20 protein-coding genes are annotated in these 23,660 nt (G+C 66.4%); 16 read left to right on the forward strand and 4 right to left on the reverse strand.

Annotation, left to right across the window (positions count from 1 at the left end; translation table 11 throughout):
- The 3 genes from G3N58_RS29680 to G3N58_RS29690 form a co-directional block, all read left to right on the forward strand.
- A partial coding sequence (locus G3N58_RS29680) for a rhodanese-like domain-containing protein (protein WP_277396995.1) occupies window positions 1–787 on the forward strand: 787 nt, incomplete at its 5' end.
- A gap of 614 nt (window positions 788–1,401) precedes the next feature.
- Window positions 1,402–1,953 (forward strand): hypothetical protein, encoded by a 552-nt coding sequence (locus G3N58_RS29685; protein WP_167040307.1) that lies wholly within the window; start codon window positions 1,402–1,404, stop codon window positions 1,951–1,953.
- Window positions 1,954–1,990: 37 nt separating this feature from the next.
- Window positions 1,991–2,944 (forward strand): patatin-like phospholipase family protein, encoded by a 954-nt coding sequence (locus G3N58_RS29690; protein WP_167040305.1) that lies wholly within the window; start codon window positions 1,991–1,993, stop codon window positions 2,942–2,944.
- A 23-nt stretch (window positions 2,945–2,967) separates the two neighbouring features.
- Here G3N58_RS29690 and G3N58_RS29695 read toward each other — a convergent pair whose 3' ends face one another.
- Together G3N58_RS29695 and G3N58_RS29700 are read right to left on the reverse strand one after the other, a co-directional pair.
- Window positions 2,968–4,248 (reverse strand): HipA domain-containing protein, encoded by a 1,281-nt coding sequence (locus G3N58_RS29695; RefSeq protein WP_206000971.1) that lies wholly within the window; start codon window positions 4,246–4,248, stop codon window positions 2,968–2,970.
- Complete coding sequence (locus G3N58_RS29700) at window positions 4,238–4,576, reverse strand: helix-turn-helix transcriptional regulator (RefSeq protein ID WP_167040300.1); 339 nt, start codon at window positions 4,574–4,576, stop codon at window positions 4,238–4,240. The genes G3N58_RS29695 and G3N58_RS29700 overlap by 11 nt, the downstream gene beginning before the upstream one ends.
- A gap of 459 nt (window positions 4,577–5,035) precedes the next feature.
- On the opposite strand from G3N58_RS29700, the gene hisQ reads away from it, so the two are divergent.
- The 12 genes from hisQ to G3N58_RS29760 all read left to right on the forward strand — a co-directional run bounded on the left by hisQ (window position 5,036) and on the right by G3N58_RS29760 (window position 18,624).
- Window positions 5,036–5,725, forward strand: a complete 690-nt coding sequence (gene hisQ / locus G3N58_RS29705; RefSeq protein WP_206000972.1) for a histidine ABC transporter permease HisQ — start codon at window positions 5,036–5,038, stop codon at window positions 5,723–5,725.
- Between the two features lie 5 nt (window positions 5,726–5,730).
- Window positions 5,731–6,444 carry an ABC transporter permease gene (locus tag G3N58_RS29710; RefSeq protein ID WP_167040295.1) on the forward strand — a complete coding sequence of 238 codons (714 nt, stop codon included), beginning with the start codon at window positions 5,731–5,733 and terminating at the stop codon, window positions 6,442–6,444.
- A gap of 91 nt (window positions 6,445–6,535) precedes the next feature.
- Window positions 6,536–7,327 (forward strand): ABC transporter ATP-binding protein, encoded by a 792-nt coding sequence (locus G3N58_RS29715; protein ID WP_206000973.1) that lies wholly within the window; start codon window positions 6,536–6,538, stop codon window positions 7,325–7,327.
- 28 nt (window positions 7,328–7,355) lie between these two features.
- Window positions 7,356–8,402, forward strand: coding sequence for a GlxA family transcriptional regulator (locus G3N58_RS29720; protein WP_206000974.1), 1,047 nt, complete (start codon window positions 7,356–7,358; stop codon window positions 8,400–8,402).
- Window positions 8,403–8,551: 149 nt separating this feature from the next.
- Window positions 8,552–9,784 carry an aspartate aminotransferase family protein gene (locus G3N58_RS29725; RefSeq protein WP_167284596.1) on the forward strand — a complete coding sequence of 411 codons (1,233 nt, stop codon included), beginning with the start codon at window positions 8,552–8,554 and terminating at the stop codon, window positions 9,782–9,784.
- A gap of 97 nt (window positions 9,785–9,881) precedes the next feature.
- Window positions 9,882–10,934 carry an arginine/ornithine succinyltransferase subunit alpha gene (gene aruF, locus G3N58_RS29730; RefSeq protein WP_167040474.1) on the forward strand — a complete coding sequence of 351 codons (1,053 nt, stop codon included), beginning with the start codon at window positions 9,882–9,884 and terminating at the stop codon, window positions 10,932–10,934.
- Window positions 10,931–11,968, forward strand: coding sequence for an arginine N-succinyltransferase (gene astA, locus G3N58_RS29735; RefSeq protein ID WP_167284595.1), 1,038 nt, complete (start codon window positions 10,931–10,933; stop codon window positions 11,966–11,968). Before aruF ends, astA begins: the two co-directional genes overlap by 4 nt.
- A 2-nt stretch (window positions 11,969–11,970) precedes the next feature.
- Window positions 11,971–13,434: a succinylglutamate-semialdehyde dehydrogenase gene (astD, locus tag G3N58_RS29740; RefSeq protein WP_206000975.1), complete on the forward strand. Its 1,464-nt coding sequence runs from the start codon at window positions 11,971–11,973 to the stop codon at window positions 13,432–13,434.
- A 12-nt stretch (window positions 13,435–13,446) separates the two neighbouring features.
- Window positions 13,447–14,787, forward strand: a complete 1,341-nt coding sequence (gene astB, locus G3N58_RS29745) for an N-succinylarginine dihydrolase (protein WP_206000979.1) — start codon at window positions 13,447–13,449, stop codon at window positions 14,785–14,787.
- Window positions 14,771–15,937, forward strand: coding sequence for a succinylglutamate desuccinylase (gene astE, locus G3N58_RS29750; protein ID WP_206000976.1), 1,167 nt, complete (start codon window positions 14,771–14,773; stop codon window positions 15,935–15,937). Before astB ends, astE begins: the two co-directional genes overlap by 17 nt.
- A gap of 139 nt (window positions 15,938–16,076) precedes the next feature.
- Window positions 16,077–16,871 (forward strand): ABC transporter substrate-binding protein, encoded by a 795-nt coding sequence (locus G3N58_RS29755; RefSeq protein WP_206000977.1) that lies wholly within the window; start codon window positions 16,077–16,079, stop codon window positions 16,869–16,871.
- A 367-nt stretch (window positions 16,872–17,238) separates the two neighbouring features.
- Window positions 17,239–18,624 (forward strand): EAL domain-containing protein, encoded by a 1,386-nt coding sequence (locus tag G3N58_RS29760; protein ID WP_167284591.1) that lies wholly within the window; start codon window positions 17,239–17,241, stop codon window positions 18,622–18,624.
- A 98-nt stretch (window positions 18,625–18,722) separates the two neighbouring features.
- Here the strand turns inward: G3N58_RS29760 and G3N58_RS29765 are convergent, their stop codons facing one another.
- Window positions 18,723–20,180: an HDOD domain-containing protein gene (locus G3N58_RS29765; RefSeq protein ID WP_205990265.1), complete on the reverse strand. Its 1,458-nt coding sequence runs from the start codon at window positions 20,178–20,180 to the stop codon at window positions 18,723–18,725.
- 101 nt (window positions 20,181–20,281) lie between these two features.
- Window positions 20,282–22,096: a sensor domain-containing phosphodiesterase gene (locus tag G3N58_RS29770; RefSeq protein ID WP_205990266.1), complete on the reverse strand. Its 1,815-nt coding sequence runs from the start codon at window positions 22,094–22,096 to the stop codon at window positions 20,282–20,284.
- 412 nt (window positions 22,097–22,508) lie between these two features.
- On the opposite strand from G3N58_RS29770, the gene G3N58_RS29775 reads away from it, so the two are divergent.
- Window positions 22,509–23,660, forward strand: a 1,152-nt coding sequence (locus G3N58_RS29775) for an EAL domain-containing protein (RefSeq protein ID WP_241017284.1), incomplete at its 3' end; no start/stop codon positions are given.

Raw genomic sequence — 23,660 nt, forward strand, 5'->3', positions numbered from 1 at the left:
CGAGGCGCGCCGCTGGGCCGGCGAGGCGGTGCGCACTGTGTATCGCTTCGACGTGCGCACGCCCGAAGAATACGAGGCCGGCCACGTGCCCGGTTTTCGCAGCGCGCCGGGCGGCCAGCTCGTGCAGGAAACCGACATGTTCGCGCCGGTGCGCGGCGCGCGCGTGATCCTCGCGGACAGCGACGGCGTGCGCGCGAACATGAGCGCGTCGTGGCTTGCGCAGATGAACGTCGAGGTCTACGTGGTCGATGGGCTGACGGCCGCCGACTTCGCCGAGAAGGGCGCGGCGCCGCCCCCGCGTTATGCGGTGGCGCCGCCCGCGGCCGACGAAATCGCGCCGGCCGATCTCGCCGCGCTGCTGCAGGCGCCGGGCACCGCGGTGCTCGATTTCACGAGCAGCGCGAACTATCTGCAGCGGCATATTCCGGGCGCGTGGTTCGTGATCCGCAGCCAGTTCGCCGACGCGGTGCGCACGCTGCCCGACGCGAGGCGCTATGTGGTGACCAGCGGCAGCAGCCTGCTCGCGCGTTTCGTTGCGCCGGAACTCGCGGCCTTGACGCAGCGTCCGGTGCAGGTGCTCGCAGGCGGCACCGCGGCATGGATCGAGGCCGGCTTGCCGGTGGAAGCGGGCGGCACGCGCATGGCGTCGCCGCGCATCGACCGTTATCAGCGTCCCTATGAAGGCACCGACAACGCGCGCGAAGCGATGAGCGCGTATCTGGAGTGGGAGCAGGGGCTCGTTGCGCAACTTGCACGCGACGGCACGCATGGGTTCAGGGTGATTTGAGTGTAGCGACTCAAGCGCGAGCAAGACGCACCTCGGCGAAAGCCGTGCGAATCCTCTGCCGATTCGGTGTAAACGCGCTCTCGTCTAAAACCGCCAATGCGTTTAGATTAGCGGCATCTGGAAGGCTTATCGAGGGACCAGGGCGGCCATACAAGGCAGCGGTTTGTCATTCCGGCGATGGCGCGAGGTGAGCCGCCAAGGTTGCTCATCGCTTCGCCGGAACCAGACCGCTGCGCGTCGTCCGCGGTGCTTCGCGCGAGGCGGCTCAGGCCGCCGTCACTTTCCGGTTGACCCTATCGACCGAACGGGCGACGCGTTGTACAGCGTCGCCTTTTTGCTTCTGGGCGCGGGTTTTCGGTGAGGCGGCCGGCGGTTGTCTCGCGTGCCGCTCCTGTGGGTTTCTTCCCGCTTCTTCGTTCTTCACGGGCTGGGCGCGGCCGGCTTTGCCGCTGATTTCGCCCGCCGGTTCCGTCCCTGCTTCCGTATCCCGCCGCACGCATCGCACCCGCATCGCTCGCGGTTTTCCGCTTGCCCAGTTATCCTTGTAGTACACACTACAGACCGGCCTCGCGCGCCTGAGCCTGAGATGGCGCGCAACCGGACAGGAATTGCCCGTGAGCCTCAAACCGCTTGGTATCGCATGGCTGGCAGCGTGCTTCGCGCTGGCCGGCTGCGACCAACAGCAGAGCGATCAAGCCGTGCAAAAACTCAAGGACTTCTTCAACGCCATCAAGCCCGATGCGCTATTGCTCAAGGACATGACGCCGGGCGTCACGACCGAAGCGCAGATCCGCTCGCAGATGGGCAAGCCCGAAACCGAGCGCACCTTCACCGACGGCTCGAAGCGCTTCGAATATCCGCGTGGTCCGCAAGGTCTCAACACGTACATGGTCGACATCGATCGGGACGGCAAGCTGCAAGCCATCACGCAGGTGCTGACCGCCGCGAACTTCGCGAAGATCCACGCGGGCATGAGCGAAGACGAAGTGCGCCGTCTGCTCGGCAAGCCCGGCGAGATCGCGGTGTATCCGCTCAAGCCGGAGACCGTGTGGAGCTGGAAGTGGCGCGAAGGCGGCGTGACCGAAGAGGGCATCTTCAATGTTCACTTCGACCGCAATCTGCGGGTCTACACCACGTCGCGCTCAGACGTGGTACGGGGGCGCTAGGCAACGTGAGAGCAGGGCGGAAAGAACGGGGAGCGGCATGATACGTCGACGTCGATACAACCGGATCGGCCTGGTGTTGGGAGGCGGCGCGGCGCGTGGCTGGGCGCATATCGGCGCGATCCGCGCGCTGCACGAGGCGGGCATCAAGCCCGACGTCGTGTGCGGCACGTCGATCGGCGCGCTGGTCGGCGCGGTCTATGCGAACGGCGACCTCGACTGGCTCGAGGAGTGGGTCTCGCGGCTCACGTGGCAGACGGTGGTGCGTCTGCTCGATCTGCGTATCTCGGGCGGCCTGCTCGGTGGCCGCAAGGTGGTCCAGCTTTTTGCCGACAAATTCAACGGCTGCTCGATCGCGCAGTTGCAGATGCCGTTCGCGGCGGTCGCGACCGAACTCGATACGGGCCGCGAAATCTGGTTGCAGGACGGCAGCACGATCGACGCAGTACGCGCATCGATTGCGATTCCGGGGATTTTCGCGCCGGTGTGGCACAACGGCGTATGGCTCGTCGACGGCGGCCTGAGCAATCCGGTGCCGGTGTCGGTCGCGCGCGGCATGCGCGCGGACTGCGTGATCGCCATCGATCTGAACAACGACATCCTGAACGGCCGCGACTTCGGCGGCGCGGTGGTCGAAACGCCCGCGCTCGATCCCGATGCGCCGCCGCCCGTCTCGCTGCGCCGCAACGGCAAGCCCTGGCCGCGCTGGCTCGCGCCTGCCGAGACGAGCGTCGCCAGCGATGTGCGCGTGCCGCCGAAGCCGAGCGCGCATGTGCCGTCGATGCTCAGTTCGATCGCGCAAAGCATCGACATCATGCAGGTGCGGATCACGCGCAGCCGGCTTGCCGGCGAACCGGCCGACATCCTGATCCAGCCGCGTCTGGGCGGCATGGGTATTTTCGATTTCCATCGCGCGGCGCCGGCCATCGAGGAAGGGCGCGCGGCAGTCGAATACATGCTGCCGGCGATCCGCGCGCGGCTCGCGCTCGACTGACGTTGGCCGCCGGGCCGGCGCGTTTAGTCCAACAGCGCCGCGAGCGCGGGCGGCGCGCCTTCGAGAGCGAACGGATTGAGAAACTGGCGCCGCCACATCAATTCGCGTTCGACCTCGCTCAGTTGTGCGTCGGCGCACACCGCGTCCCAGTGTTCGAGGATCACTTCGATGTGTCGGCGCACGAGCGCCACGGCTTCGTCGTGCGCGAGCAGGAAGAGCGGCGCGGCCTTCAGGCAGGTGTCGATGCGGCTGAAACGGTCGTCGCCGACGATCAGCATCGCCTGGGTCGCTTCGTTGCCCGCGCGCGCCTGCGGGCAGATGTCGTAGGCCGGCGTGAGTGTCAGCTCGCGGCCGTTCCAGTAGGCGGCGTGATTGCGCGCGTGATCGTCGGTATTGCCGCACAGCACGTTGAATACGAGGCGCGCGAAGAGCTGTCTGAGCGTCGCGGCCGGATTCGTGAAGCGATGACGGATCAGCGTCGCGAATTCCTCGTAGCTCGCATAGCGCGCCATCATTTCGTCGAGTTCGAACAGCGTGAGCGCCGACACCATGGCGCGGCGCTGCCAGCCGTGCTCGCCGAGCGCGCGGTCGAAGCGCTCGATGAGCAGCACGTCCTTACCGCCGACGTGTTCGAGCGTGACCGGCGCGGCGTCGATGCCGGCCGCGGCCGCGAGGCGCATCGCGATGTATTCGGCCTTCACGACGCTGTACACGTCGCCCTGCGAGGAAAACTTCGCGATGAACTTGCGCTCGGGCGTCGTGATCATCGCCTTCGGCCGCGCGCCGCCGATCGAGCTGCCGTGAAACAGGGCGCGCTCGAGATCGGGGCTCAGCTTCACGCCGCGCTCGACGCTCGCCACCGCGTTCTGCAGATCGCTGAGCGAGGCGGTGGCGGTTTCGCGCGGCACGTATTCGGTGGGCGAGAGCTGGAAGTCGAGCGCGCCGATACGGTCCGAGCCCGATTCCAGCAGATAGGTCATCTCGTCGAACTCGCCGGTATCGATCTGCGCGCCACGCGTGCCGAGCTTGCGATTGATGATGACGCGCCGGCCCCACGCGTCCGGCGCCGCGTCGCGGATGCAGCCGGGCATCGTCAGGCCGTTGAGCAGCGGCAGCGTGCCGCGCCGCAGCGGCAGCTCGGGATCGTAGAGCGGGATCGCATGTTCGCGCGCGAGGTAGCTCTGGCCGTAGTTGAACAGCATCTGCTCGCCGGCCGCGACGAGGCGCCCGGCCACCACCGGCTCGGTCGCGCCGGGCAGCCAGGTCCACACGAAGGCTTCGTTGTAGGCGGAATCAGAAGTCATCTCGGGCTTCGATGCGAGGTGCGCGCACAGCGCGTGGCAGCAGCGTCAGCAGTTCGGCGTTGGCGCGCAAAGCGGCGCTGAGACCCGACGGATCGGCGTCGAACAGACGGACGCCGACGACCGCCGCGGCCTCGAACACCGCGCCGATCGAGCAGCGCGGGTCGCCTTTCTCGATGCGTTGGACGAGGCTGCGCGACAGCCCTGCGCGCTCGGCCAGTTGCGCCGCGGTGATCTTGCGCTCGAGCCGCGCGCGGCGGATCAGCTGGCCGAGCAGACGCGCGGCGTCGAGGCTGTAACGCGAGGCGGCACGGGTGGCGGGAGTGGCCATGGAAACGTGAAGTGGTTCATATATGAGTCGTAAAGGGCCTTCGTGACTCATCTGTGAGCCATTATGGGTTCTTATCCGAGAAAAAACAATGAATGACTCGTATATGAGTCGCAAAGGCCCTTTATGGCTCATATATGGGTCATCTCTGCCGGTATCGCCTGGAATGGGCGAGGTGGCGACCCTCGCGCGGGCTATCGAAAAAGCGACCCCAAACTTGCGAAATCGCAGCACGGCTCAACGCATGCGCCGCGCCTGACAAAACCCCATCCCTTGTAAAACCGGGCGCCCCGGGCGGTGCGAGGCGCCGATTCGTGCAATGCTGCGACGCAGCAGGACGCCGGCCCTCTGTTTGAGAAATTGATTTTCGCTTGCGAGACTGCGCGCCATGCCGGAGCAACGCGCAGGCCACGAAGCCGCCGCGAGCCGTGCCAATTCAACAAAACCTCGATGGAGACACGCGTGTTCCTATACGGCTTTGGTCCCGTGCTGCTCGCCGGCACGCTCCAGACGATCGAGCTGTCCGTTCTGTCGCTGGCGGCCGCCGTGCTGCTCGGTCTCGCGGGCGCGGCGGCGAAACTTTCGTTCAACCGGCCCTTGCGGGCCATCGCGACCGGCTACACGACGCTGATCCGCTCGGTGCCCGACCTCGTGCTGATGCTGCTGCTGTTCTACAGCATCCAGATGGCCGTCAACGACGTCACCGACGTGCTCGATCTGCCGCAGTTCGACATCGATCCGTTCGTGGCCGGCGTGCTGACGCTCGGCTTCATCTACGGCGCGTACTTCACCGAGACTTTTCGCGGCGCGTTTCTCGCGGTGCCGCGCGGCCAGCTCGAAGCGGGCAGCGCGTACGGCATGAGCGGCGTGCGCGTATTCACGCGCATCCTGTTCCCGCAGATGATGCGCTTCGCGCTGCCCGGCATCGGCAACAACTGGCAGGTGCTCGTGAAGGCCACCGCGCTCGTGTCGATCATCGGTCTCGCCGACGTCGTCAAGGCCGCGCAGGACGCGGGCAAGAGCACCTTCAACATGTTCTTCTTCATCCTCGTCGCCGCGCTGATCTATCTGGCGATCACCACGGTCTCGAACCTCGTACTGATCTGGCTGAACCGCCGCTATTCGACCGGCGTGCGGCACGCGGAGCTTTGAACGCCATGCTCGACATCCTCACGCAATTCTGGCAAGCGTACCTGTTTTGGGACGGCCAGCGCATCTCGGGTCTCGCGGTCACGCTGTGGCTGCTGGTCGCGTCGATCGCGATCGGTTTCGTGTGCGCGGTGCCGCTCGCGGTCGCGCGCGTCTCGAAGAAGCGCTGGCTCTCGACGCCGGTGCGTCTCTACACCTACGTGTTTCGCGGCACGCCGCTCTACGTGCAACTGCTGTTGATCTACACCGGCGTGTACAGTCTCGCGTTCGTGCGCGCGCACAGTCTGCTCGACGCGTTCTTTCGCAGCGGCTTTCACTGCGCGATCCTCGCGTTCGCACTGAACACCTGCGCGTACACGACCGAGATTTTCGCGGGCGCGATCCGTTCGACCTCGCACGGCGAAGTGGAGGCGGCGCGCGCCTACGGCATGAGCGGGTTCACGATGTACCGGCGCATTGTGATACCGTCCGCGCTGCGCCGGGCCCTGCCGTTGTACAGTAACGAGGTGATCCTGATGCTGCACGCGACCACGGTCGCGTTCACGGCCACGGTGCCCGACCTCCTGAAGGTCGCGCGCGACGCGAACTCGGCGACCTACCAGTCGTTCAACGCATTCGGGCTCGCGGCGCTGATTTATCTCGTCGTGTCGTTCGCGCTGGTGGCGCTGTTCCGGCGCGCCGAGCGGCGCTGGCTTGCGTATCTCGCGGTGCGTACGCATTGAGCGCGCGTTGACGCTATCGCATCGGGCGCCGCGCGCTTCGGCAAGGCGGCGTTCGCACCAGACTGATCCGTATTTTCACTGGGAGAGCATCTTGCTCCATACCACCCAAACCGAAGCTTGCAAGCTCGCCGCGCAGGACATCCACAAGCGCTACGGCGACAATGAAGTGCTCAAGGGCGTCTCGCTCAACGCGAACAAGGGCGACGTAATCAGCATCATCGGCGCGAGCGGTTCGGGCAAGAGCACCTTCCTGCGTTGCATCAACTTTCTGGAGCGGCCGAACGCCGGGCAGATCATCGTCGACGGCGAAGCGGTGAAGACGAAGACCGATCGCGCCGGCAATCTCGAAGTCGCCGATCACAGGCAGTTGCAGCGCATCCGCACGAAGCTCGCGATGGTGTTCCAGCACTTCAACCTGTGGGCGCACATGAACGTGCTCGAGAACGTGATCGAAGCGCCGATTCATGTGCTCGGTCTGAAGCGCAAGGACGCCGAGGAGCGGGCGCGCGAATATCTCGAGAAGGTCGGGCTTGCGTCACGCGTCGAGAAGCAGTACCCGTCGCATCTGTCGGGCGGCCAGCAGCAGCGCGTTGCGATTGCGCGCGCGCTCGCGATGGACCCGGACGTGATGCTGTTCGACGAGCCGACTTCCGCGCTCGACCCCGAACTCGTCGGCGAAGTGCTGAAGGTCATGCAGAAGCTCGCCGAGGAAGGCCGCACGATGATCGTCGTCACGCACGAAATGGGCTTCGCGCGCAACGTCTCGAACCATGTGATGTTTCTGCACCAGGGCCGCACCGAGGAAGAGGGCGATCCCGCCGAGGTGCTGAGCGCGCCGTGCAGCGAGCGCCTCAGGCAGTTCCTCTCCGGCAGCCTGAAGTAACGTGCCGCGCGCTTTGCAGCGGTAACCGATGGCCCGCCCGTCCAGCCCGGCTCGCACGACGCAGGTCGCGATCGTCGCATTGCCGCCCGTGTCGATGTCGGGCGTCGGGCCTATTGTCGACGTGCTCAATCTCGCCAACGAAATCGACGGCCGCGCGCTGTACCGCGTGCAGGTCTGTTCGTGGGACGGCCGCGCGGTGCCGCTCGCGGGCGGCGCGCAATGGCCCGCCGATGCCGCGTTCGGCGACGCGATCGCGTGCGACTGGCTCATCGTCGTCAGCGAGCGCTTTCAGCAGTTCGCCGACTATCGTCTGTTTCTCGCGAGCCTCGCGCGCGTCGGCCGGCGCACGCCGCTCGTCACTGGCATTCATCATGGCGTGTGGTGGCTCGCCATGGCGGGGCAGTTGTCCGGCTATCGCGTCAGCGTGAACTGGGAAACCTATCAGCAGTTCTCCGAACAATTCGAGCGCTCGATCGTCACGCAGCAGATCTTCGAGATCGACCGCGATCGCGCGACCTGCGCGGGCGGCCAGGCGAGCGTCGATTTCATGCTCGCGATGATCGGCCGCGAGCATGGTCCCGAACTCGCGGAACGCATTGCCGATACGCTCGGCGTCGGAGTGTTGCGCAACGGCGAGGTGCGTCAGCGCATTCCGTTCGTGACCGCGCCGGGCGAGCGCCATCCGCGCCTGAACGACGCGTTGCTGCTGATGGAGGCGAACATCGAGGACCCGCTCACGACCGATGAAATCGCCGGCCTCGTCGGCGTCTCGCGGCGGCAACTGGAGCGGCTGTTTCGCCAGTATCTCGGCGCGATGCCGTCCAAATACTATCTGGGGCTGCGGCTGTCGAAGGCGCGTACGCAATTGCAGCGCACCAGCAAATCGGTCGTGCAGATCAGCCTCGCGTGCGGGTTTGCGTCGGCGGCGCATTTTTCGAACGCGTATCGCGAGCGTTTCGGCGTCACGCCGCGCGAGGATCGCCGCAACTGGATCGACCGGCAGACCGGCGCGCACGGCGGCGCGGGCAGCGAGCCGCGGCCGGCCGCGATGATCGAGCGGCCCGAGGTGGATTGAGCGCGGCCGGCCGCGGCGGCGGCGAGGCAGATTCCCGGCAGCGGCCGCCGCGCGTGGAACCGCATGGAAAGCGTCGCGTATGCGCAAGACGTATCGCGCGTGGTTTCCTACACTAGCTGTATTACCCGTTACCCGTGAGAGGATTTGCCATGAACGACCTGACTGTGACACGACAGACCTTCGACGAAGTCATGGTGCCGGTGTTTTCCCCCGCCGCCTTCGTACCGGATCGCGGTCTCGGCTCGCGCGTCTGGGACACGCAAGGCCGCGACTATATCGACTTCGCCGGCGGCATCGCCGTGACCGCGCTCGGTCATGCGCATCCCGAGCTGCTGAAGGTGCTGCACGAGCAGGGCGGCAAGCTCTGGCACATCGGCAATGGCTACACGAACGAGCCGGTGCTGCGCCTTGCGAAGCGCCTCGAAAACCTGACCTTCGCCGACCGCGCGTTTTTCGCCAACTCGGGCGCCGAGGCGAACGAGGCGGCGCTCAAGCTCGCGCGCCGCGTCGCGTTCGACCGCCACGGCGCGCAGAAAGCCGAAATCATCTCGTTTGCGCAGTCGTTCCATGGCCGCACGCTGTTCACGGTCAGTGTCGGCGGCCAGCCGAAGTACTCGGAAGGCTTCGGCCCGGTGCCGGCCGGCATCACGCATCTGCCGTACAACGACATCGAGGCGGCGAAGAAGGCAATCGGCGCACAGACCTGTGCGGTGATCGTCGAGCCGATCCAGGGCGAAGGCGGCGTGATCCCGGCCGACCCGGCGTTCCTCAAGGTACTGCGCGAAGCATGCGACCAGCACAACGCGCTGCTGATTTTCGACGAAGTGCAAACCGGGGTGGGCCGTAGCGGCTACTTCTATGCGTACCAGGACACGGGCGTGACGCCGGATATCCTGACCACCGCGAAGGCGCTCGGCAACGGCTTCCCGATCGGCGCGATGCTGACCACCCAGGAGCTCGCCGCGCATTTCAAGGTCGGCGTGCATGGCACGACTTACGGCGGCAATCCGCTCGGCTCGGCGATCGCGGAAAAAGTGGTCGAGCTCGTCAGCGACCCGAAGCTGCTCGAAGGCGTGCGCTCGCGCGGCGCGACGCTGAAGGGCCACCTCGCGAAGCTCAACGAGCGCTTCGGGCTCTTCACCGAAGTGCGCGGCAAGGGGTTGCTGATCGGCGCCGAACTGAACGACACGTACAGGGGGCGCGCGAAGGATTTCGTCACCGCGGCCGGCCAGCATGGCGTCATCATGCTGATGGCGGGGCCGGACGTGCTGCGCTTCGTGCCGTCGCTGATCATGCCGCTCGACGACATGGCCGAAGGCTTCGCGCGTCTCGAGAAGGCGTTCGGCGAACTTGTCGGCACGGCCCAGGCCGCCTCGCACTGATCCACGGCCACGCGTTCATGCATAACGACACGCTCTCGGACACGCACACGCACATGCACCCGCAGCGGATCATGCGTCACATTCAACAGGAACGATGATGCTATTCGTACGTCCAGGCCGCCTCGCCGATCTCGATGCGCTCGAACATATGGCGCGCACCGCGCAGCCGGTGCTGCATTCGCTGCCGCACGACCGGCGCGCGCTCGAAGCGCGCGTCGCGCTGTCGGAAGACTCGTTTCGCGCGGAAGTCGATTTTCCGGGCGAGGAGTTCTATCTGTTCGTGCTCGAAGACCCGGCGAGCGGCAAGCTCATGGGCACCGCGAGCATCGTCGCGGCGGCCGGTTATGCGGACCCGTTCTACGCGTTTCGCAACGACGCGCTGATTCATGCGTCGCGCGAACTGCACGTGAACCGCAAGATTCACGCGCTGACGATGTCGCACGAGCTGACCGGCAAGAGCCGGCTCGCGGGCTACTACATCGACCCGTCGCTGCGCGGCGATGCCGCCGCGCAGCTGATGTCGCGTGCGCGCATGATGTACATCGCCGCGAATCGCAAGCGCTTCACGCCCGAGGTGTTCTCGCTGCTGCTCGGCGTCACCGACGAGAACGGCGTGTCGCCGTTCTGGGAAGCGGTGGGGCGCAAGTTCTTCGGCCGCGATTTCGCCGACATCGAAATCGAATCGGGCGGCCGCAGCCGCACGTTCATTGCCGAAGTGATGCCGACCTATCCGATCTATGTGCCGCTGTTGCCCGAAGCGGCGCAGCGCGTGCTCGGCGAGCCCGATGCGAACGCGCTGCTCGCCTACGAGATTCATCTCGAGGAAGGCTTCGAGACCGATCGCTACGTCGACATTTTCGACGCGGGTCCGGTCCTGACCGCGCAGGTCGATCGCAGTGTCAGCGTGAAGCACAACGAAACGCGCGTCGTGCGCGAGGCGCCCGCGCCGCGCGGCGAAACCTACCTGATCGCGCACAACGGCGCCGATGGCGCGTTCCGCTGCGTGCTCGGCGAACTCGCGCCGGGCAAGGCGTCGGGCGCCGCCTTGTCGCAGGCGGCGCGCGCCGCGCTCGGCGTGCGCGAAGGCGACGCGGTGCGCTGCGTGCCGCTGCATCAGCCGCAGGATGAACATTCGGGAGAAGCGCAATGATCGTCGTTCGCGTGGTGCAACGAGGCGATGTGGATGCGCTGATGCGGCTCGCGCAGGAAACCGGGCCGGGCCTGACCACCTTCAAGCCGGACCGCGATGCGCTCGCGGCACGCGTCGAACGCGCGCGCCGCACGCTGGAAGACCGGGCCGAGCCGCACGAGGCCGGCTACTTCTTCGTGATGGAAGACACGGCGACCGGCGACATAGCCGGCGTGTGCGGCATCGAAACGGCGGTGGGGCTGCGGCAGCCGTTCTACAACTATCGCGTGAGCACGGTCGTGCATGCGAGCCAGGACCTCGGCATCTGGACGCGCATGCATGCGCTGAACATTTCGCATGACCTCACCGGCTATGCGGAGGTGTGCTCGCTGTTTCTGAGCCCGCGTTATCGCGCGAGCGGCGTCGGCGGTCTGCTGTCGCGCTCGCGCTTCATGTTTTTCGCGCAGTTTCGCGAGCGTTTTCCGCAGCGTCTATGCGCGGAGATGCGCGGCCATTTCGACGCGGAAGGCACCTCGCCGTTCTGGCGCGCGGTCGGCTCGCATTTCTACCAGATCGATTTCAACGCGGCCGATTATCTGAGTTCGCATGGCCGCAAGGCGTTTCTCGCCGAGCTGATGCCGCGTTATCCGGTGTACGTCGAGTTGCTGCCCGAAGAGGCGCAGCGCTGCGTCGGCCTCACGCATAGCGACACGATTCCCGCGCGCCGCATGCTCGAAGCGGAAGGGCTGCGCTACGAGAATCACGTCGATATCTTCGACGCGGGCCCGGTGCTCGAATGCCATATTGCCGATCTGCGCACCGTGCGCGAGAGCGTGGTGGTCGCGGCCGAAATCGGCGAGGCTGCGGAACCCGCTGCGCAGGACGGAGCGAAGTCGATGGTATCGAATACGTCGCTCGGAGATTTTCGCGTCGGCGTGGTGGCGGGCGTGCCGCACGCAGGCGGGTTCCGCCTGAGCGCCGCCGAGGCCGCCGCGCTCGGCGTCAAGGCCGGCGATCCGCTGCGGGTGCTGCCGTCGAAACACAAACAGGGATGATTATGAGCGAGCTTTTTATCGACGGCGGCTGGGCTGCCGGCATCGGACCCGCGTTCGCATCGCGCAACCCCGGCACGGGCGCGGTGGTGTGGCAAGGCAACAGCGCCTCGGCGGACGACGTCGATCGCGCGGTACGCAGCGCGCGGCGCGCATTCGCGGCATGGTCGGCGCTGACGCTCGACGAGCGCTACGCGGTGGTGCGCCGCTTCGCCGCGCTCGTGACCGAGCGCAAGGAAGCGCTCGCCGCAGCGATCGGCCGCGAGACCGGCAAGCCGCTCTGGGAAGCGCGTACCGAAGCGGCCTCGATGGCCGCGAAGGTCGAGATCTCGATCCAGTCGTACAACGAACGCACCGGCGAAAAACGCTCGGCGATGGCCGATGGCACCGCGGTGCTGCGGCATCGTCCGCATGGCGTGGTGGCCGTGTTCGGCCCGTATAACTTCCCGGGCCATCTGCCGAACGGGCATATCGTGCCTGCGTTGATCGCGGGTAACGCGGTCGTGTTCAAGCCGTCCGAACTCGCACCCGGCGTTGCCGCGCTCACCGTGCAGATCTGGCGCGACGCGGGCTTGCCCGCCGGCGTGCTCAATCTCGTGCAGGGCGAGAAAGACACCGGCATCGCGCTGGCGAATCACCGGCAGATCGACGGCTTGTTCTTCACCGGTAGTTCGGATACCGGAACATTGCTGCACAAACAGTTCGGCGGCCGGCCCGAGATCGTGCTTGCGCTCGAGATGGGCGGCAACAATCCGCTCGTGATCGGGCCCGTGGCGGACCTCGACGCCGCCGTGCATCACACGATTCAATCGGCGTTTCTGTCGGCGGGGCAGCGCTGCACCTGCGCGCGCCGCATCTTCGTGCCCGACGATGCGTTCGGTGAGCGCTTCCTCGCGCGCCTGACTGAAGTGAGCGCGCGCATTGGCGTCGGCGAATACGATGCCGAGCCGCAGCCGTTCATGGGGGCTGTCGTGTCGGCGCGCGCGGCCTCGCGTTTGATGAGCGCGCAGGAAAATCTGCTTGCGCGCGGCGCGAAGGCGCTGCTGAAAATGGCGCAACGCGATCCGCAGCTCGGCTTCGTCACGCCCGCGATTCTCGACGTGACCGGCGTGCAGGATCTGCCCGACGAGGAGCACTTCGGCCCGCTCGCGCAGATCATCCGCTACCGCGACTTCGACGCCGCGCTCGAACAGGCGAACGATACCGAATTCGGTCTCTCGGCGGGCCTGCTCGCCGACGACGAAGCCCTGTGGACGCATTTCCAGCGCACGATCCGCGCGGGCATCGTCAACTGGAACCGGCCGACCAACGGCGCTTCGTCGGGCGCGCCGTTCGGCGGTCCGGGCCGCTCGGGCAATCACCGGCCGAGCGCGTACTATGCGGCCGACTACTGCGCCTACCCGATGGCCTCGGTCGAGAGCGCGCAACTGCATATGCCCGCGAGCGTCTCGCCGGGCCTTCAATTCTAAGGATCGACGATGCTGCAAGCCACTGAAGCCAATTTCGACGGCCTGGTCGGCCCGACTCACAACTATGCGGGGCTCTCGTTCGGCAATGTCGCGTCGCAGAACAACGAGAAGTCGGTCGCGAATCCGAAGGCCGCCGCGCGCCAGGGTCTGCGCAAGATGAAGCAGTTGGCCGACCTCGGTTTTCATCAGGGCGTGTTGCCGCCGCAGGAGCGTCCCTCGATGCGGCTGTTGCGCGAACTCGGCTTTTCCGGCGACGACGCTTCGGTCATCGCCCGTGTCGCGCAGAACGCGCCCGAGTTGCTGGCCGCCGCGAGTTCGGCCTCGGCGATGTGGACCGCCAACGCGGCGACCGTGAGCCCGTCGTCCGATACGCACGACGGCCGCGTGCATTTCACGCCGGCCAATCTGTGCAGCAAGCTGCATCGCGCGATCGAGCACGAGTCGACGCGCCGCACGCTGCGCGCGATGTTTAGCGATACCGACCGTTTCGTCGTGCACGAGGCGCTGCCCGGCACGCCCGCGCTTGGCGACGAAGGTGCCGCGAACCACACGCGCTTTTGCGAGCAATACAGCGCGCGCGGCGTCGAATTCTTTGTGTACGGCCGCAGCGAGTATCGTCGCGGGCCGGAGCCGAAGCGTTATCCGGCGCGTCAGACCTTCGAGGCGAGCCGCGCCGTCGCGCATCGTCATGGCTTGCAGGAAGCCGCGACCGTCTATGCGCAGCAGAACCCGGACGTAATCGACGCGGGCGTGTTTCATAACGACGTGATCGCGGTCGGCAATCGCAACACGTTGTTCTGCCATCAACTCGCGTTCGTCGAACAGAGCGCGGTGTACGACGAACTGCGCTCGAAGCTCGCGCACCTGCATGCGGGCTTCAACGTGATCGAAGTGCCCGATGCGCAGGTCGGCGTTGCCGATGCCGTGACGTCGTATCTGTTCAACAGCCAGTTGCTGACGCGTCCCGACGGCAAGCAGGTGCTCGTGGTGCCGCAGGAGTGCCGCGAGAATCTGCGCGTGGCCGCGTATCTCGACGAACTGACGTCGCATCGCGGGCCGATCGACGAAGTGCTCGTGTTCGATCTGCGCGAGAGCATGAAGAACGGCGGTGGTCCGGCGTGTTTGCGTCTGCGCGTCGTGCTCGACGACACCGAACGTGCGGCCGTCGCGCCGGGCGTATGGATCGACGACACGCTGTTCGGCCGCCTCGATGCGTGGATCGAGAAGCACTATCGCGACCGTCTCGCGCCGGCCGATCTGACCGATCCGCAACTGCTCGTCGAATCGCGCACCGCGCTCGATGAACTGACGCAGATTCTCGACCTCGGTTCGCTCTATGACTTCCAGCGCTGAGTCTGCGATGTCGGCCGCGATCCCGATGCTCGACGATTTCCTCGCATGGACGCTCGCGGGCAGGCGGCCTGCCGCGCATGAAGCGCAGGGCGTGTGCGCGAATGGCGTGCACTGGTCATGGCTCGACGAGGGTGTGCTCATGATGGAGCCGACGCAGGCACCAATGCAGAGGTCGACTCAAGCCGCCACGCACGGCTCCATCGGAAAACCCGCCATCCCGCGCAGCGTACTGGTCTCGGCCGGCGTCCACGGCGACGAAACCGCGCCGATCGAACTGCTTTCGCGCATGATCGCCGATCTCGCGCGGGGCCGTGCCGCGCTCGCGTGCCGCCTGCTCGTGATTCTCGGCAACGTCGATGCGATGCGTGACGGCTCTCGTTATCGCGACGACGATCTGAACCGTCTCTTCAGCGGCCGTCATCTGCAATTGCCGCACAGCCACGAAGCGCCGCGCGCGGCGGCGCTCGAAGCGGCCGCGACGCGCTTCTTCGCGGCGGCGTCCGAGGCGCCCGGCGCGCGCTGGCACATCGACATGCATACGGCGATTCGCGCCTCCGCGTTCGAGCGTTTCGCGCTGCTGCCGCATACCGGCAAGCCGTTTTCGCGTGCGATGTTCGAATGGCTCGGCGAGGCGCGCATCGGCGCGGTGCTGCTGCATACGACGAAGGGCAACACGTATTCGCATTTCACCGCGCAGGCGTGCGGCGCCGAGGCTTGCACGCTCGAACTGGGCAAGGTGCGTCCGTTCGGCGAGAACGACCTCACGCGTTTCGCGGGCGCCGACCTCGCAGTGCGCGCGCTGCTCGCCGGAACGCGGGTCGGCGCGCAAGCGCATCAGCCAACGAATCAGCGAACCGATGCGGAATCCGATACGGAATTCGCCGCACCCGCGGCCATGCCGCGCGTCTTCACCGTGATCGATCAACTGACCAAGCAAAGCGATGCCTTCGAGCTGCTGCTAGCGCCCGACGTGCCGAACTTCACACCGTTCGCGAAGGGCACCTTGCTCGCGCGCGACGGCGAGTATCGCTATACGGTTCGGCACGACGAAGAGCGCATCGTGTTTCCGAACGCAACCGTCAAGCCCGGCTTGCGCGCCGGGCTGCTCGTGATCGAAACCACCGCCGACACGCTGTCCAGACTTGTCTAGACAGGTTCCGTGTACAATCGCGGGCGTCGCGGCGCTCGCACCATCACGCCGGCCGCGCGAGCCGGCCGCATTCCGTGCGGCGAAGCTGTCCGTGCCGGTCAGGCTCCGTCCTGGTCAACCCCGTAGAGGAACCCCCGTAATGAAGATGAATTGGCCCAACATGGCCGCGCTCGCGCTGTTCGCGGCGGCGGCGCTGACGGCAGGCAGCGCGTCGGCGGCGGATATCAAGGAAGTGCGCTTCGGTGTCGAGGCGTCGTATGCGCCGTTCGAATCGAAGTCGCCGAGCGGTGAATTGCAGGGCTTCGACATCGACGTCGGCAATGCCGTGTGCGCGAAGCTGAAGGCCAGATGCGTGTGGGTCGAGAACTCGTTCGACGGCCTGATCCCGGCACTCGAAGCGCGCAAGTTCAACGCGATCAACTCGGACATGACGATCACCGACCAGCGTCGCCAGGCGATCGACTTCACCGATCCGATCTACACGATCCCGAACCAGATGATCGCGAAGAAGGGCAGCGGTCTGCAGCCGACGCCGGCATCGCTGAAGGGCAAGCACGTCGGCGTGCTGCAGGGCACGATCCAGGAAACCTATGCGAAGGCGCGCTGGGCGCCGGCCGGTGTCGACGTCGTGCCGTATCAGACGCAGGACCAGATCTACGCGGACCTCGTCTCGGGCCGTCTCGATGCGTCGTTCCAGGATGCCGAAGCGGCTTCGAAGGGCTTTCTGAAGAAGCCGCAGGGCGCGGGCTTCGAGTTCGCCGGTCCGGCCGTCAGCGACGAGAAGCTGCTCGGCGCGGGCGTCGGCTACGGCGTGCGCAAGAACGACAAGGCGCTGAAGGACGCGCTGAACGGCGCGCTGAAGGAACTGAAGTCGGACGGCACGATCGACCGCCTCGCCGCGAAGTACTTCGACGTGAACGTCGTGCTGAAGTAAGCGGCGTTGCGCATCGCGGGAGTCGCGACGCGCGGGGCTGCGACGAGCATCGCCAGGAACGGCCGCACAGCGATGTGCGGCCGTTTGCATTGGCGTTTCCGCACGGCTGCGTGGCGTGCCGATCAGGCTCGTCGCCCGCGTGGAAATAATGAAAGACCGTCGATTAATATTTCGGGTAATGGCTTCGCAAGCATGCTGGCATCTGAACGGCTGCGATAAAATCACGGGGCATAACGCCACGCGCGGCGGCTCTCATGAGCGTCATAAAAAACGCGCACAGTACGGCGAAAACACAAAACACAATACGGCGCACATACAGCGCCGGACAACAGCGGCCAGGCGCCAGCGGCGTCGAGCGGGGACCGGAATGACCATCATCGCAATCGAGACTCATAGCCCGAGCGGCGCGACCGACGACGCATCGTTGAGCGCCAGCTTCGCGCGGCAGCCCATTCTGAACCGGGACGGCATGCTGTGCGGTTACGAGATCAAGGTGCGGGCGCCTGAAGTGCCGCTCGAAGCAATAAACGAAGCAGCACACGAAGAAGCGGACAAAGCCACGGACAAAGCGCAGGACGCCGACACCTTGCCCGGCCGCGCGCCGACGCCCGCGCAACGTGTCGCCCGCGCGATCGCTCGCGGCCTCGTGCAAGGCGAGGTGCGCGGCGCGCTGACCGGCCATCCCGCCTATGTCGACGTGAGCCGCGAACTGCTGCTCGACGACGCGATCCTCAGATTGCCCGCCGAGCGCTTCATGCTCGAATTGCCGCCGTCGCTGGACGTCGACGCCGAGTTGATCGCGCGCCTCGTCTATCTGCATGGCCGCCGCTATCGCTTCGCGCTCGACGACGTCACGCAGCCCAACGAAACCTTCGCGAAGCTGCTGCCGTACGCCGAGGTCGTCAAGATCGACGCGGCGCGCGCGCCGCGTGCGCTGCTGCCGAAGCTCGCGAGCGTGCTGAAGTCGGCGGGCAAGCTGCTGCTCGCGTCGGGTCTCGACGCGCAGGCCGATTTCGACATGGCGCACGGGCTCGGCTTCGACCGCTTCCAGGGCTATTACTTCGCGCGTGCGCAGAGTTCGGACACGCGCCGTGTCAGCGCGCCGCGTCACGCGCTGCTCAATCTGCTGCAACTGCTCGGCGGCGACCCGAGCGTCGCGCAGCTCGAAGCCGAGCTGAAGCTGAACCCGGTGCTCGTGATGCATCTGATGAAGCTCGCGAATTCGAGCGGCTTCGCGGTCGGCCACAAGGTGACGACGCTGCGCGAAGCGATCAACGCGACCGGCACCGATCGCATCGCGCGCTGGACGCAACTGCTGCTCTACGCGGACGGCCGCAAGGTCGCGCTCGAAGACGATCCGTTGCTGCAACTCGCGGCGACGCGCGCGCGTTTCATGGAACTGGCGATCGCGCGCATGCCCGAGGCAGGGCGCGACGAAGCCGACGCGGCATTCCTGACCGGCGTGTTTTCGTTCGTCGACGCGGTGTTCGGCGGCTCGCTCGAAAAGACGCTGAACGTCCTCACGCTTTCGCGGCCGATCCAGGCGGCGATCCTGCATCGCGAAGGGACGCTGGGGCTGTTGCTGAGCGCGATCGAGGCGCTCGAAAGCGGCGCATGGGAGCGCGTCGCCGAACTGTGCGAGCGTCTACAGCCATTGGCGCTCGAAGACATCGCGCAGATGGGCCTCGCGGCCGCCGCCTGGGCCGGCGTCGCGGATCGCAGCGCGCAAGGGCTCGAACGGATCGAGGACTGAGCGGGCCTGCTCAGGCCACCTGCATCAGCGGAACTGTTTTCGGGCAAACACCGGAACGGCTTGAAACGAAGCAGGCGCTCAACGATCGCGCCACGTCTTCACATCGTCTCCATTTCCCGCATCTGCCCCTGGCCGAAAAAACGGCCTAACTCCTGGGCCAGTTCGTTGAGCACGCTCATTTCCTTCTGCGATATTCGGCGTGCTTCCTGCGTATGCGACCAGTCGCCGTAGAGCAGGGCGACGGTCTGATCGGTTTCGTCGACAACCGGCAGCAGCACGAACGCGCGCGTGTCGTCGAACGAGCGGCGGAACCATTCGGGCAGCCGCGCGACCATCTTCGGATCGCGCGCGTTCTCGATGAAGATGCCGACCGAATTGGCAATCGCGAGATGAAAGACGTCGGGCTCGAACGCGGCGTTGAACGTGAGCTTCGGCAAGGCCGCGTCGATCATCGGTCCGAGACCGAGGCGCGCCTTGAACGTGCCGTTGCTGTGCTTGACGAATACCACCGTGCGCGCAAAGCCGAGGCCGGCGAGCACGGTTTCCGCGGCCATCGCGAGCGCCGGCGCAAGCGGGCTGCCCGCGGGCAGATCGCGCAGATCCTTCACGCCGACTGCGATGCGGGCCTCCGGCGTCAGGGCTTCGCGCGCGATCGCATCGGCATTCGCGCGCAGCTCGACGATCTCGCGCATCACGCCGTCGCCGCCTTCCTCGCGCGCGAGCGCGATGCTCATCTGCTGCAGTACGTCGGGGTCCGTGTTCAGCGCGCCGCTATAGCTTTGCGCGAGTTCGGCGATGCGCGCCTCGCGCTCCCAGTCCGGCATGTTTTGCTGCGTGAGCACGTCGGCGACCGCGGTCGAGTAGTTCGTGATGGCGCGCAGCCATTGCACCTGGCGCGGCTGCGTCACGTCCTGCGGATCGAATTCGCCCATGCCCGAACGGATCATGTCGGGCAGGCGCCAGCGCACCGCGGCTTCCGTGCCGATTTCGTCGAACGTGACGCCGAGCACGAGCACGCACGCATCGGTTTCGAGCGCGCCGCCGTCGATGTGGCGGCGAATCTGGTCCCACTCCGCGTCGAGATAGAACACCACCAGCAGCTTGCCGATCTGCCGCATCAGCGTGCAGACCACCGCTTCCTCGCCGGCGCGCAGATCGCCGCGCTCGGTCAGCTTGCGCGCGACGCAGCCCGACAGCAGCGTGCGGTTCAGTTCGAGTTTCGCGTCGATGCGGCGCGGCGCGCTGTGATGAAAGTGATCGACGATCTTCAGCCCGACGACGAGATGGCCGACCGCATCCATGCCGAGCACCATCAGCGCGCGCGACACCGTCGTGATGTTGCCGCCGAACGCCATGTACATGGCCGAGTTCGCAAGTCGCAGTACTTTCTGCGTCAGCGCGAAATCCGACAGCACCACCTGCACGAGGCCAGTGAAGTCGAGGTCGTCGTTGTTCATCGCCGCCATCGTGGTGCGCAGCGATTGCGACAGCATCGGGAAATCGCCGCGCTCGCTCATTCGCGTCCAGAGACGGTCGAGCACTGCCGCCTTTAGCATGTGAGTCCCGCAAAAGCCATACGTGTTCCAATGAGTACCGCGCCGGCATGAAGCCGGCCTGTTGCGCTTGCGTTGCCTGCGTGCCGCGCCTGCATGGTCCGTTATGTGCCGTGCAGACGAAGCGTGCGCGCCTCGAAGCGCTGCGCGAGTTCGTCGGACGGCAACGCCTTGCAGACGAGCCAGCCCTGGATGTGATCGCAGCCCATCTCGGTGAGCAGCGTGCGTTGCGCTTCCGTTTCGACGCCCTCGGCGACGAGTTCGAGATCGAGCGTCTGCGCGAGCCCGACGACGGCGCTCACGATGGCCTGATCGTTTCGCGAGGTTAGCAGATTCTCGACGAAACTCCGGTCGATCTTGAGCTTGGCGAGCGGAAAACGCTGCAGGTAGGCGAGGCTCGAATAGCCGGTGCCGAAGTCGTCGACGGCGAAGCGGATACCCATCGCGGTGAGGTCTTCGAGCAGCGCCGTCGCGTGCGCGGGGTCGTGCATCAGCAGACTCTCGGTGATCTCGAAGACGACCCGGCGCGGATCGATGCCGGTCAGCTCCAGCGCCTCGCGCACCGAGTCCTTGAAGCGCGGGTCGCGGAACTGCTGCGGCGACACGTTGACGGCCACGTATTGCAGCGCGATGCCTTTCGCATCCCACTGGATCAGCTGCATGCAGGCGACCTTCAGCACCCAGTTGCCGAGGAAGTTGATGAGACCGATCGACTCGGCGAGCGGAATGAACATCGACGGCGGCACGAGTCCATGCACCGGATGAGTCCAGCGGATCAGCGCCTCGACGCCGACTACGCCGTGCGAGCGGCTGCTCGTGATCGGCTGGAAGTGCAGCGAGAACTCGCCGTTGCGCACGCCGTCGTAGAGATCGGCTTCGAGTTTCAGGCGCTCGGCGTCGGCCGGGTTGTCGTCGGGCACGTAGAACGCGAGCGTGTTGCCGCCCGCGGCTTTCGCCTGCAGGAGCGCGTGGTCGGCCCAGCGCAACAGATGGGTGTCGTGCAGCGCGGTGTCGTTCGCGTGCCGCACGTCCGGATACAGCGCGATGCCGATGCTCGCCGACAGATGCACCTGCTGGCCCTTGAACACGTACGGTTGCTGGATCGCGGTCAACAGGCGCCGCGCCAGCGCTTCGGCGGCGGCCGCCGCGTCGGTGCGGTTCGCGGCCGGCTTGACGAGGATCGCGAACTCGTCGCTCGCGACGCGCGCGAGCAATTCGTTCGGGCTCGTCATGTTGACGAGACGCCGCGCCGTGTCGCGCAGCATCTCGTCGCCGGCATCGTAGCCGAGCGCGCGGTTCACGCGCTGATAGTCGTCGAGATCGAGCAGCAGCAGCGCGACCGGCGTGCCGTGCGCGTCGGCCTGCTGCTGCGCGTCGATCAGCGCGTGTAGCAGGCCCGACTGGTTGGGCAGGCTCGTCAGGCGGTCCAGATGCAGCGCCTGGGTCAGACGTTCCTCGGTGGCGCGCCAGGCCGAGACGTCGAAGCCGGCGATCGCAAAGCCGTCGACGCCGTCGTGGCTGCTGCGCATGACGCGCAGCTCGACCGTGATCGGATAGGTCAGCGACTTGATGAGCCCGAGCGTCGCCTTCTCGACGTTGCCCGAAGCCGCCGCGCGCGCGAGCAGCGCGTCGAGGCGCGGCACGTCGGCTGGCGCGACGAGCTCGTGCAGCGTGATCGTCTCCAGATACTCGCGGTGATAGCCGATAAAGCGCAGGCTCGCATCGGAAACGTAAAGGAAGCGCTGCGCGTCGTCGACATGCGCGAGCAGGTCGACCGCGCCGACCACCTGTTCCAGTGGCACGGCACGGTGGGGGGCGCTCTGCCGTGTGCCGTCCGCGCGCCGGCCGAATGCGCGAAGCCGGTCGATGACCGTGCGCAGGGAGCCCCGGCGGGGCGCGGTGATCGTGTTCGCTTCCATGTGTCGCTGGCAACCTGAGTTCGTCCGCCGGCGCAACTGCGGGTCCGCCGGCTCGGGCGGCCGGCAAAGTAGCAGGCCGCCGCATCAGAACGAGATAACGACCCGCGCCGCGAAATCTTTAGCGGCCCTCGTGGAAAACACCCGGTATCGGATTGCCTCATGCCGCCGCGTGGACGATTCGGCTAAAGTGGGGCCGCTTTACATCCGTTAATACGAGGAATCCCGTTGTGCAGTGCCGGCCGTGGCGTCGCCGCTGCATAGTTTCCGAACCTTGCACCGATGAACCATGTTCGAACGCCCTGTGGCCAGGCCGCTTGCCGGGCCCGATGCCAGCCGCGCTTCCGGGGCGGCTGCCGGAGCTGCCTCACGGCACGCCGAGGTGAGTGAGCCGTTTGCTCGCTCCGCCGGGGTCTTGCCTGTTGGCGACGCGACGCCGGCGGCCGCTGCGCAGGATGACGCGCAGTACGTCTATCTGGGCCGCCAGCCGATTCTCGACCGCCACGGCGCGCTCCACGCCTACGAACTGCTGTTTCGCGCCGGCGCGCACAACTACGCCGAAATCAGCGACGACACCCAGATGACCGCGCAGGTGGTGGTGCGCACGATCGGCGGGATCGGCGTGCCGGCCGTGCTCGGGCAGCACCGCGGCTTCGTCAATATCGAGCGCCGGCTGCTCTTTAGCGACATCGTCCATCTGATGCCGCCCGAGCGCTTCGTGCTCGAAATTCTCGAAACCGTGCGCTTCGACATGCCGCTTGCGCGCCGTCTCGTCGAATTGCGTCAGGCGGGCTTCCAGATCGCGCTCGACGACGTCAGGGACCTCTCGGACGAACTGTTCGCGATGCTGCCGTACGCCGACATCGTCAAGATCGACCTGTTGCAGACCCCGCGCGACAAGCTCGCCAAGCTTGCGTCGATATTGCGCGGACACGGCAAGACGCTGCTCGCCGAGAAAGTCGAGACGCGCGAGGACTTTGCGCTCGCGCAGGAACTCGGCTTCCAGCTGTTCCAGGGCTATTTCTTCGCGCGGCCGCAGGTGCTGGCCGCGCCGCGCAACCGCTCGTTGCGCCCGGGCCTGCTGCGGCTGCTCGCGCTGCTCTCGCGCGACGCCGGCATCTTCGAGCTCGAAGCGGAACTGAAGCTGAATCCGAGCGTGGTCGTGCAGCTGCTGCGCCTCGTCAATTCGAGCGCGTTCGGACTCGGACGCCCCATCTCGTCGCTGCGCGAGGCGATCATCGCGACCGGCACGCGGCAGATCGCGCGCTGGGCGCAACTGCTGCTCTACGCGGACACTGGCGACCGGTCGTGGCGCACCGATCCGCTCGTGCAACTGGCCGCGACGCGCTCGCGCTTCATGGAGCTGGCCGCGAGCTGGCTGTACCCGGCCGACGGCGATTTCGCCGATGCCGCGTTCATGACCGGAATTTTTTCGCTCGTGCACGTGGTGCTTGGCAGCACGCCGCGCGCGGTGCTCGAAAAGCTCGCACTCGCGCCGCAGATTCGCGAGGCGATCGTGTCGCGCGCGGGCGAACTCGGCGCGCTGCTCGGTATCGCCGAAGTGGCG

Origin of the sequence: Paraburkholderia sp. Ac-20342 (genome assembly GCF_017104985.1) — a bacterium.
Taxonomy (GTDB): domain Bacteria; phylum Pseudomonadota; class Gammaproteobacteria; order Burkholderiales; family Burkholderiaceae; genus Paraburkholderia.

What these genes read in the sequence shown, in the direction of transcription:
- G3N58_RS29690 (WP_167040305.1), top strand. Translation starts at nt 1,991, where the DNA reads ATGATACGTCGACGTCGATACAACCGGATCGGCCTGGTGTTGGGAGGC.
- G3N58_RS29695 (WP_206000971.1), bottom strand. Translation starts at nt 4,248, where the DNA reads ATGACTTCTGATTCCGCCTACAACGAAGCCTTCGTGTGGACCTGGCTG.
- G3N58_RS29700 (WP_167040300.1), bottom strand. Translation starts at nt 4,576, where the DNA reads ATGGCCACTCCCGCCACCCGTGCCGCCTCGCGTTACAGCCTCGACGCC.
- G3N58_RS29710 (WP_167040295.1), top strand. Translation starts at nt 5,731, where the DNA reads ATGCTCGACATCCTCACGCAATTCTGGCAAGCGTACCTGTTTTGGGAC.
- G3N58_RS29720 (WP_206000974.1), top strand. Translation starts at nt 7,356, where the DNA reads ATGGCCCGCCCGTCCAGCCCGGCTCGCACGACGCAGGTCGCGATCGTC.
- G3N58_RS29725 (WP_167284596.1), top strand. Translation starts at nt 8,552, where the DNA reads ATGAACGACCTGACTGTGACACGACAGACCTTCGACGAAGTCATGGTG.
- aruF (WP_167040474.1), top strand. Translation starts at nt 9,882, where the DNA reads ATGCTATTCGTACGTCCAGGCCGCCTCGCCGATCTCGATGCGCTCGAA.
- astA (WP_167284595.1), top strand. Translation starts at nt 10,931, where the DNA reads ATGATCGTCGTTCGCGTGGTGCAACGAGGCGATGTGGATGCGCTGATG.
- astD (WP_206000975.1), top strand. Translation starts at nt 11,971, where the DNA reads ATGAGCGAGCTTTTTATCGACGGCGGCTGGGCTGCCGGCATCGGACCC.
- astE (WP_206000976.1), top strand. Translation starts at nt 14,771, where the DNA reads ATGACTTCCAGCGCTGAGTCTGCGATGTCGGCCGCGATCCCGATGCTC.
- G3N58_RS29755 (WP_206000977.1), top strand. Translation starts at nt 16,077, where the DNA reads ATGAAGATGAATTGGCCCAACATGGCCGCGCTCGCGCTGTTCGCGGCG.
- G3N58_RS29760 (WP_167284591.1), top strand. Translation starts at nt 17,239, where the DNA reads ATGACCATCATCGCAATCGAGACTCATAGCCCGAGCGGCGCGACCGAC.
- G3N58_RS29765 (WP_205990265.1), bottom strand. Translation starts at nt 20,180, where the DNA reads ATGCTAAAGGCGGCAGTGCTCGACCGTCTCTGGACGCGAATGAGCGAG.
- G3N58_RS29770 (WP_205990266.1), bottom strand. Translation starts at nt 22,096, where the DNA reads ATGGAAGCGAACACGATCACCGCGCCCCGCCGGGGCTCCCTGCGCACG.